This is a genomic window from Xenorhabdus japonica, from assembly GCF_900115195.1.
Taxonomy (GTDB): Bacteria; Pseudomonadota; Gammaproteobacteria; order Enterobacterales; family Enterobacteriaceae; genus Xenorhabdus; species Xenorhabdus japonica.
In genome coordinates this window covers 60,559-71,716 of record NZ_FOVO01000016.1, presented here as the reverse complement: position 1 = coordinate 71,716, position 11,158 = coordinate 60,559, and the positions used below count along the sequence as shown (strand labels likewise).

The following is an 11,158-nucleotide window of genomic DNA, read 5'->3' as shown; positions in this document are numbered from 1 at the left end:
GACTAAGCGCCAGAAGGCTGGCTGGGATAATGGCTATATGATGAAAATCCTGACAGTGGGATTTTCATCTGTATAAATTAGACCCGTTTGCCCTATACGTGACCTAACACAATTTGTATTTATATTAAAAGCAGAAAGTGAAATAAAAAAAGGTGCTGATATTTCAGCACCAAAATTACTACCAAAGTATGTGACACCCGAAAAAGTATGTGACACCCGAAATCGAAGTTAATCGTTTTTATCCAACGGGAAAGGTACAGGATGTTTTGTATTGTAATTAAAGGTATACATAGCTGTTATTATCATCATCACAACCAATGTCCATACCACTTCTTTTGCTCCCGTTCCCATAACTGCCCAGATGCAATAAACAAAGGCAATAAACGTAATGACAGTATATTGCGTTTTCTTTTTCCCAAGGTGACCATGACCAATCAGCAGTAAAGCTGCGCAGGTATACAAGTAAGGGATCAGAGTAAAAATAACCGAGACGGAAGAAACCAAGCCAAACTCTTTCGCTGCATTTGGGGAGATACTGCTGAGCTGGAAAATCGTCATTAAGATACCCAGAATCAACAAACCAGCAACAGGTGTTCCCGCTTTGTTCACTTTGGCAAAGATTGAAGGAAACAGCCCGTCATCTGCAGCAGCTTTGGCGGTTTGCCCTGCAAGTAACGTCCAGCCACCTAATGATCCTAAACAACCGGCCGCAGCACAAAAGGCAACCACTGCTCCCGCGGTATCTCCCAGAGCCAATCTAGCAGCATCGCCAAAAGGTGAAGATGAGATTTTCAACGCCGCGTTAGGGATCATGCCCATAATTACGCTACTGGACAGAACATAACAGACGGCAGCAATAAGCACCCCACCAATAGTCGCAATCGGCACATTACGCTTGGGATTTTTAACCACTCCGGCAGCAACCGAAGCGCTTTCTACACCAATAAAAGACCATAATGTTACGTTTAAAATACTCTGGATAGCACCAAAGGTATTTAATCCACTGACGTTCCACGCATCCATATAGGTCTTACCGTTGAACCAAAACCAACCAAATACTGCGGTTGCCACAATCGGAATCAATGCCAGCGTTGTCGCCACAGCCTGCACTTTGGTAATAACGTGTGGCCCAATAATGTTCAAAATGACAAATATCCACAGTATTACGGTACAAGTGATGGTTAAGACAATGGGATCTTTTAAGATAGGGAAAAAATAACTCAGATAGCCGGCACCAATTACAACCATTGCGATATTGCCGATCCAACACGCCAGCCAATACAGAAGGTTAGTCTGATACCCCAAAAAAGGGCCAAAGGCCCGTCGTGCATAAGCGTAAGAGCCCCCTGGGCTATCATCCAATGAAGACATCTTGGCATAGACAATTGATAATCCCACGGCACCAATAATAGTCACCAACCACCCAAAAATGGCAATACCTCCTGTTGAAGCCAAGCTGGCAGGCAGAAGGAAAACGCCCGAACCCATAATATTACCCGCAACCATCAGGGTAACTGGAATCAACCCGACTTTTCTCGTCTCTGAAACTGTAGACATAATTTATCTTCCCGTTTTTATTTTTTTATACACATAACATGATAAATACCGTTGATAATTTCTGTGCCTTCTGTTTCATGCTCAAAACCGGGGAATTCATGATCCCATTTTTGTAATGCATGCAAATATCCAATCTGGGGGCTGGCTTTATCACCAAAGTTTTCGCCTGAAAGCAGCATAGGAATACCGGGTGGATAAGGGATGATAGAGTTTGCAGCAATGCGATGGGGCAGATCGTCCAGTGCCACCATTTCCACATTATTGGTCACGATAGTTTGATAAGCGGCTCGCGGAGTCATTTCCATCTTGGGTAAGCCAGCGTATGCCTGATTCAGTTTTTCGCCCGGATTGTCCTGGCGTAAATAATCGAACATTTTATCGCCCAACTCTTTCAATCCTAAATGGCTATACACTGCTGGATGCTGACTCACCAGATCTGGCAAAATATGCCCCAAAGGCGTATTGGCATCATAGTGGTGTTTGAAAGACAGTAAGGTGTTAAGCAATGTTCCCCATTTTCCCTTGGTAATCCCCATTGAAAACAAGAACATAATTTGGAAATCCGTAGTGCGGGTAGGCACGATACCATGCTGGCCTAACCATGCAGTTACCAATGCAGCCGGCACACCTTGTTTTTTCAGCTTACCATTATCTCCCATGCCCGGAGTCAAGATACTGACTTTAATCGGATCAAGCATACTCCAGTCATCAGGTAAATCTTCAAATCCGTGCCAACTGTCTCCCGCACGCATTACCCAGCAACTTTGTTCTTTCGTCAGTAATTCCCTTGGAGCATCTTCAAAGGCAATTTTCTTGCCAGTAGCAGGATCTGTCACTTTTTCCTGATTCCAGGGTTTAAAGAACCAGCTTCCCTCCTTGCTGAAATCCCGATGCAAACGCGCTAATGCCTGACGAAAATCAACAGCTTCTTCAATGACTTCCTGAGTCAGGGAATAGCCACTATTACCATCCATCATGGAAACCGCAATATCATTTGAAGCGCAAATCGCGTACAGAGGCGATGTTGTTGCATGCATCATGTAGGCTTGATTAAACCTTGAGAAATCTACGGGATTCCGCCCATCCCGCACATGGATGAAAGAAGCCTGGGATAGTGCATTCAGTAACTTGTGAGATGAATGGGTGGCAAAGACCGTCGGCCCTGAGTGTTTTTTCGGTTCCCCCCGCATTGCATAATGATCATGATAAATTGGGTTAAACCGTGCATAACCATACCATGCTTCATCAAAATGTATTCTATCGACACTTTTATCCAACAATTCCTGTACATGCTTGGCGTTATAACAGACTCCATCATAAGTACAGTTTGTCACTACACTATAGACTGGTTTTTGATTGACCATATCTTGAGTCAGTGGATTCTGTTTCAGCCTTTTCTGTAGTGTTTTGGTTTGCATTTCTTGTGGATAGATAGGCCCGATGATGCCATAGCGGTTACGGCTCGGCAGCATATAGACAGGTTTCGCGCCTGTCAGAATCAGCCCCTGCTCAATGGATTTATGACAATTCCGGTCAATGATGACCACGTCATCTTCGGTCATGCAAGCCTGCATAATCGTACGGTTAGAGCCTGACGTTCCTACCACGACAGAATAAGAATGGTCTGCACCAAATACTCTGGCTGCGTATCTTTCACTTTCACCAAATGCACCGGAATGATCTAACAATGAACCCAATGAGGCCCGCTCAATTCCCATATCGGTGCGGAAGAGATTTTCCCCATAATAGTCATGATAGAAGCGGCCAACAGGTGTTTTATTAAATCCGACTCCCCCTTGATGCCCAGGCGCAGCCCAAGAATATTCATAGGTTTTTCTATATTTCATCAACGCTGACATTAAAGGAGGAAATAATTGTTGACGATAACGCTGCATGGCCGCAATGGCACGACCAGCGATAAAGTTTGCTGAGTCTTCCAATATCCAGGCAAATTCAGTTAGCTTTTCCAGTAATTCATGCTTTAGCAAAAATACTGTTTTTTCTCGATCACTTAACAAAAAGACCGGAACATCTTCCTGTCGCTCAAATAATTTATTTAATAGTTTCTGTATATGAAGATATAAATCATCATCCATGAGTGCACAGCTGATCATGACACAATCGAACGGCTCATTGGCTGAAATTATTGTATAGCTATCATCAAAAGAATCAGCAATAACAACATCAACGTCTTGCTCAATTAATTCATCTGCCAACCTATCTATTGCTTTGTCAACATAGTGACTATGATATCGCGTACCTACTTCGTTTTTTGCTATCAATACTTTCATGACATTATTCCTTACACTATCTCTACTTGAAATCCATTGGATATAGTCGTATGGATTAACTATTTGTTAAGATATAGTTTTTAAAATTAAAATCACTCTAAACAATATAGTGTCTATTTAAATTTGTGCAATTCAAGCAAATCGGCAAAAATCGGCTGTTCCACATAGAATTCATGTCATACATATTGAAATAAAAGGGAAAAAGATTAATAACCCTTGTTTTAAGGTGCTTATAAAAACACTTTTTTGTTTAAATTATTTTCATCCTATCTTTTTTTTATGTAATCCTCGGAAAATATAATGCGCATGATCGTCATACGGTATACCAAAACCCAATGGGATCTTGATGGAATTATTCATTATCAAATTCAACATCCCCATTTTTAACCATAAAAATTACCTGATTATGATGTTGATTCAACAGGGAATTTAGTAAGAGCCAGAGCACAATGGCATAACAATGAAGATCTTCTTTACTGACATTAATATGGAAAAGTACGGGACGTCATTGAGTAAGTGCTGAAAGCTAACCCCGATTGAGCTGATTTGAAGATTGTTCAGCCTGATGTCTTCAAGATTGAACTAGTTGAAAACTCTGCTTCCATGACGCCCATCATTCGCTTATGGGACTAACAATGAAAGAACATCCTGATTTATTGGCCGATTTATTAAACGGTCTGAAAAATGCTTGGCCGCAGATTTCTGGCTCTATTTTAGCCATTATGATTTGTTACGGCCGTCTGATTTATGACGGTGTGGAGCGAAAAAATCGCTGGGTCGAGCCGCTACTGTGCGGAGCACTGTCGTGGGGGTTTTCCAGTGGATTGGAACTATTTGGCATTCCAAGCAGTGTTTCACCCGCACTCGGCGGTGCTGTTGGCTTTATTGGCGTAGAGAAAATTCGAGAATTTGCTCTCCGTGCCATCAATAAACGTTTAGGAGATAAATAATGACAAGAGGGATTCGTAACCACAACCCTGGCAATATTCGCCACGGTGATAAATGGCAGGGTTTGCGTAATACTCAAACAGACAAGTCATTTTGTCAGTTTGTGGCGCCGGAATATGGCATACGAGCAATGCTGAAAATTCTGCTTAATTATGAACGCAAATACGGGGATAACACTATTCGTCAGTTTATTTCCCGCTGGGCACCACCAAATGAAAATAATACCGAGAACTACATCGCTTATGTGTGTAAATCCGTTGGCGTAGCCAGCAGCGCGGTGGTGGATGTAGAAAACGCAGCCACAATGAGCCGGCTGGTTAAAGCTATTATCCAAATGGAAAATGGTCAGCAGCCTTATTCCGATACGGTCATTAAGCAAGCATTCGAATTGTTATAAAGTTCAGACTGCACATACATCACCATAAAAAAGCCACTATGAAAACAATCACCATAAAAACAATCACCATAAAAACAATCACAGCCGAAATACTGGCGGTGATTTTTCGAGTATTCCAATAAATTTCAAGGTCGTCATTATTACTTTTTTGAACTTGGCGGTCACTCGCTGCTCGCTGTACAGTTGTTGAATCAAATACGTAAACAAGATATGGAGGTTACATTGACTACTTTATTTTCTCATCCCACATTAAAGGATCTTACTTTAGCCATTAGTGAGCACTTTGACCAAACAGCATCTCCGTTTGATGCAAACCCAGTACCGCTAAGCCCAGCAGGTTCTTTGTCGCCTTTTTTCTTGGTACATGAAACTTCCGGCGACCCACTAGTTTATTCTCCTCTGGCTGCCTTACTACCACCGAACCTTCCCGTCTATGCATTGCAAGCCCTTGGCATTCACACACTTGAGCATCCTCCTGTATCAATCGAAGCACTTGCGACCTGTCATGTTCAGGCGATTCGCCGCATCCAGCCACATGGGCCTTATCGTCTGGCGGGATGGTCGATCGGTGGTTTAATTGCCTATGAAATAGCTCAACAGTTAATAAGTGACGGCGAGACGGTAGAGTTTCTCGGTATGATCGATTCCTATAATCACGCCAATAAAGATAATAATGAGTCAGCAACAACTACCGACCAATCTGTGAATAAAGATGCAAGACGAATTAAGTTACTTATTGATTTACTGCGTACTCAAAAGAGTATTGACGATGAACATGCTTTGGAAGAACTTTACAACCTAAGTAGTTTGGAGCAGGTTCTTGATCACTGCATTGAGCACCAATGGTTATCAACAGGTATCACACGCGAGGATATTCTCCTCCGTTTCTACACCGCTGAGATGACGACACAGCTTGGTCAGGAGTATATCGCGCAAAAATCATCTTTACCTATCCACCTTTATACTGCGGATGATTTAGTCAACGAAGATATTTGGCGCAATTGGTACGGCACAGTTAGTCACAATTCGGTACTACATCCGATTGGTGGGACGCATTTATCCATTATGTATCCTCCTTTGCTAAATCAAATAGTGGATTCAATCACCGAAAATTTACAGGTAGTTCCTTCTTTCGATCCACACGTTATCATTCAGCAGGGTTCTCAATCGATATCGCCGTTATTTTGTATGCCGGGTGCGGGTGCCAGCCCGTCTAGTTTGCTCGAATTGGCTATATCATTCCCACAGCAACTCCCTGTATACGCTTTGCAGGCGCGTGGATTCACTGTCGAACATAACTTCCCTTACACCAGTGTCGAAGGTGCTGCTCGTGCCTACATCCAGAATATCCGACAAATCCAACCTCATGGCCCTTATCACCTACTAGGCCACTCTTTTGGTGGTTGGATTGCTTTTGAGATGGCTCTGCAATTACAAGCCGGAGGAGAACGTGTATCCGATCTTATTCTTATCGATACCGATGAGCCAAACCAGCAAGGCAGTGCCCTCAAATCAGTCAACCGTATTGAGACGCTCATGGAGTTGATTGATATCTATAATATGCTATTAGATCAGCCTATTCCGCTCACCAGACAAGATTTTGATGGTCGGGAGCCGGATGAACAAATTCAGTATCTGCACAATGCCTTGGTAAAAGTCGGCCTTTTCTCCGCGAAAACACCCATATCATTACTGCAAGGAGTCATCCGCGTTATGCACGCTAATCTGAATACTGGCTATATACCTCGCACTCGTTATGAAGGAATTGTTCATCTGATCAACGCAGAAAAAGGCGATTTGGATGAAAGGAGAACTCGCGAAACCCAGTGGAGCCTTCACGCCACTGAACTAAATACGATGCTTGTGCCCGGCAATCATATGACCATGCTATCCATGCCACAAGTTGAGCAATGGCTCACTGAGTTATGGCAGAAATTGGATTACATGAACACCCCCAATTCCGCGTTCAAAACTTGGTCAAACTGGCCGACAAGGGGCAGGCAGGATTTAGTCAGTTAACTGTATGAATTGATATATGAGGACAAAAAAAGAACTCAGCTCTATTTTTGTAATTTGATTAAGGAGGGAACACGGCACCTGAGGCATGTTAAGTTCCCTTCTTATAGGCAATGTTTTTTCTGTTTAAGGAGTGTATAGAAAAACTGTTATATAATCACCTCAGACAAATAATATAAGGATAGTAATTGATTTTATATTAATGGCAATATCAATATCTTCCTTGAACTTCAGAAGAGCGATATTGAAAGAATCTAAAAACTTGGTGATGAAAAACAATTCCCAATTTAGCAGGAAGCAGATTGTGTGACTTTTTATAACAAAAAGGTAACGTTTTATCAATGAGGTAATAATATGCTGTTTCGTCAGGAAGCAATTGACAATAAAAAAATGAAATGGAGTGGAAAAGCAATTTTACTTCCGGGAATACCAGCTTGGTTAGTAATCGGAGGCGGAATCATTTTTCTAATTGCTTGTTTGACATTTGTTATTTTTGGTTCTTATACACGCCGCATAAATGTCAGTGGCGAAATTACTACTTATCCGAGAGTGGGCAATATTAGTTCACCCGTACAGGGATTTATAGTAAAGAAATTTGTGACAGAAGGGCAAATGGTCAAAAAAGGTGATCCTATTTATCTGATTGATGTGAGTAGAACAACCCAACATGGTGTTGTCAGCGATAATCAACGAAAAAACATCGAAGAACAAATAGAAAATATCAATCTGACTATATCTCGCATTAAAGATAGTAAAAAATCGACATTAGATTTCTTAGAAAAGCAGAAAGAGCAATATACAAAATTTTTTAATCAATCCTCTAGTGTTATTAATAAAGCAAAAGAAGGAGTTAAAACTATCAAAAAAAATATGGAGAATTATGAAAAATATCAAAAAAGAGGCTTGATAAATAAAGATCAAATGATGAATCAGGTTAATTTATATTACCAAAGTCAAAATAATTTATTAGGATTAACTCATCAAAATGATCAAAATTCATTACAAATAATTAATCTTCAAAGCCAGATACAAACACAGTCAGCGGAATTTGACAACCGGATTAATCAAATGGAATTAAAACGATATGAGTTACAAAAAGAATTAACAAATATTGATGTTGGAGATTCTATTATTATCCGTTCATCATCGAGCGGTAAGATAAATTCACTCAGTGTCACGGAGGGACAAATGGTGAATGTTGGTGATAGTTTAGCGCAAATTATTCCCGGGGTTATAAAAAATTACTATCTTGTCATATGGGTACCTAATGATGCTGTATCATATATAAAAAAAGGTGATAAGGTTAATATTAGATATGAAGCCTTTCCTGCAGAGAAATTCGGTCAGTTTTCAGGAGTAATTAATGTTATTTCAAAAGCCCCGGCATCACCTAAGGAAATGCAAACTTATCAAGGCTCACCTATAAATATACGAGAAAATCATGCTACTTATTACAAAATGATCGTTAAGCCTGAAAAACAGCATATAAAGTATGATGGTCATTTTTTAAATCTGGAAAATGGAATGAAAGCTCAATCTACTCTTTTTCTGGAAAATAGAAAAATTTATCAGTGGATGCTCTCACCATTTTACAATATGAAACATAGTGCTATGGGGCCGAGCAATGATTAACTCCACATTTAGTAACATCATTAAAAAATTGGACATTGGCTTAATGAAACGAGTCTCAATGATCCATCAGACGGAATCATCAGAATGTGGATTAGCTTGTTTAGCGATGATATGTGGATACTATGGGAAAAATATCGATCTGATTTCACTTAGGAAGAAGTTTAATATTTCGGCTCGGGGAACCACTCTGGCAGAGGTTAAAGATATTGCTGGTCAATTAAGTATGACAACCCGAGCGTTATCATTGGATCTTGAAGAGATAAGTGCTTTAAAGACTCCTTGTATTCTTCACTGGGATTTTAATCACTTTGTGGTATTGATTAGTACACGTAGAAATCGAGGTGTTATCCATGATCCAGCTCGGGGACGTCGGGTAATTGGACTGGACGAAATTTCCCGGCACTTTACCGGAGTAGCCATGGAAGTCTGGCCGAATAGTGAGTTTAAGGCCGAGACAGTTCAAAACCGAGTGAAATTGAGGACACTTATTCGCAGCATACAAGGCATAAAAAGTGCTTTGATAAAAATTTTTTGTTTGTCCATTGTCATTGAATCTATCAATTTGATAATGCCTGTGGGAACACAGCTAGTTATGGATCATGTTATTCCTCCGGGTGATCGTGGATTGCTGACGCTTATCTGTACAGGATTGATATTCTTTATTCTGCTGAATACTGCTGTGAGCATGATACGTACCTGGTCATCTTTGATCATGCAGACATTAATAGACGTTCAGTGGAAAGCAGGATTGTTTTCGCATCTTTTACATCTTCCCTTAGCTTATTTCGAGCGAAGAAAACTGGGTGATATTCAATCTCGCTTTAATTCACTTGATACACTGCGTACCACGTTTTCGACCAGCGTAGTCGGTGCGATCATGGACGGTATTATGATTATAGGTGTGCTAATCATGATGATTTTGTATGGTGGCTACCTAACCTGGGTTGTTCTGGCCTTTACTGTGCTCTATGTGCTAATCAGGCTTTTTACTTATAGCTACTACCGTCAGTTATCAGAAGAAACACTAATTAGGGAAGCGCGCGCCAGTTCATATTTTATGGAAACGTTATACGGAATCTCAACGGTTAAAATGCAGGGAATGATGGAACTACGTAGTACCCACTGGCTTAATCTCGTTATTGATAAAATCAATATAGGTATAAAAGTCACGAAAATGGATCTGTTTTTTGGTGGTGTAAATAGATTTATTGTAGCTTGTGATCAAATAGCTATTTTATGGTTGGGTACCATGCTAGTTATTAATAATCAGATGACCATAGGGATGTTTGTGGCATTTGGGGTATTCCGGGGATTGTTTTCCAATCGTGTAACATCTCTGACAAACTTTTTACTCCAGCTACGAATAATGAGTTTGCACAATGAACGTATTTCAGATATTGCATTGAACGAAGTGGAAAAAACAAAACAGGTGATACCATACGTTCCAAAAATGACTCCTGCGTCACTTGAAATTCAGGACTTAGTTTATCGTTACGATAATCAATTATTGCCAGTTTTCAGCAATCTGAACATCTGTATTAAATCAGGTGAAAGTGTGGCGATAACAGGACCTTCCGGGGCAGGAAAAACCACATTATTGAAAGTATTATGCGGGCTATTTGAACCTGAATCAGGGAAAGTTATTATTGATAATATAGATATACAACAGTTGGGAATAAATAATTACCGTAAGATGGTTGCCTGTGTGATGCAAGAAGACAAATTATTTTCGGGTTCGATAAGAGAAAATATATGTTGTTTTTCTGAAAGAAGTGATGAAACATGGATAATTGAATGCGCTAAAATAAGCTTTATTCATGAAGATATTATGAATATGCCAATGGGATATGAAACACTTATCGGTGAGTTAGGAGAAGGTCTTTCTGGAGGGCAAAAGCAAAGGATTTTTATTGCCCGGGCACTTTACCATAAGCCACGTATTATTTTTATGGATGAAGCAACAAGTCATCTTGATGTGAATAGTGAAGTTCATATAAACCATGCAATAAAACAGCTAAATATCACAAGGATTATTGTAGCTCACAGAGAATCAACGATAAAGTCAGCAGATAGAGTTATAAAAATAACTGATTACTTGTAATGAAATAAATAAATATATCCTAAGGAGGTATTTTTTATAAAGAATAAAAAATCAGTTGGTTTAATGAATATTAAACAATTATTTATTACCATATTGATTTTTTCATTCATTCTTAAAGAGGACAAAATCGGTAATAGCACAATTAATGCTATATCAGTAATGTTTATCTTTTTGGAATGAATTAAATTGCAATTGTTTTATTCAAACCCTTAACAA

At 39.9% G+C, this 11,158-nt stretch carries 7 protein-coding genes; 5 read left to right on the top strand and 2 right to left on the bottom strand.

Features of this window, described 5'->3' with window-relative positions:
* Positions 1–228: 228 nt before the first annotated feature.
* Together adiC and adiA are read right to left on the bottom strand one after the other, a co-directional pair.
* Complete coding sequence (gene adiC, locus BM135_RS08445; protein WP_092519319.1) at positions 229–1,557, bottom strand: arginine/agmatine antiporter; 1,329 nt, start codon at positions 1,555–1,557, stop codon at positions 229–231.
* Between the two features lie 17 nt (positions 1,558–1,574).
* Positions 1,575–3,848, bottom strand: a complete 2,274-nt coding sequence (gene adiA / locus BM135_RS08440; protein WP_092519318.1) for an arginine decarboxylase — start codon at positions 3,846–3,848, stop codon at positions 1,575–1,577.
* Between the two features lie 635 nt (positions 3,849–4,483).
* Between adiA and BM135_RS08435 the strand changes: the two genes are divergently transcribed.
* The 5 genes from BM135_RS08435 (at position 4,484) to BM135_RS08415 (ending at position 10,942) form a co-directional block, all read left to right on the top strand.
* Positions 4,484–4,798 carry a phage holin, lambda family gene (locus BM135_RS08435; RefSeq protein WP_092519317.1) on the top strand — a complete coding sequence of 105 codons (315 nt, stop codon included), beginning with the start codon at positions 4,484–4,486 and terminating at the stop codon, positions 4,796–4,798.
* Entirely contained in the window at positions 4,798–5,193 is a 396-nt protein-coding gene (locus BM135_RS08430; RefSeq protein ID WP_092519316.1) for a structural protein, read from the top strand. The genes BM135_RS08435 and BM135_RS08430 overlap by 1 nt, the downstream gene beginning before the upstream one ends.
* A 222-nt stretch (positions 5,194–5,415) precedes the next feature.
* The gene (locus BM135_RS17940) at positions 5,416–7,212 is read left to right on the top strand and encodes a thioesterase domain-containing protein (RefSeq protein WP_245737338.1); all 1,797 of its coding nucleotides are present in this window, start codon (positions 5,416–5,418) and stop codon (positions 7,210–7,212) included.
* A gap of 354 nt (positions 7,213–7,566) precedes the next feature.
* Positions 7,567–8,841: an HlyD family secretion protein gene (locus BM135_RS08420; RefSeq protein ID WP_092519320.1), complete on the top strand. Its 1,275-nt coding sequence runs from the start codon at positions 7,567–7,569 to the stop codon at positions 8,839–8,841.
* Positions 8,834–10,942 carry a peptidase domain-containing ABC transporter gene (locus BM135_RS08415; protein WP_092519315.1) on the top strand — a complete coding sequence of 703 codons (2,109 nt, stop codon included), beginning with the start codon at positions 8,834–8,836 and terminating at the stop codon, positions 10,940–10,942. Before BM135_RS08420 ends, BM135_RS08415 begins: the two co-directional genes overlap by 8 nt.
* Positions 10,943–11,158: the final 216 nt, after the last annotated feature.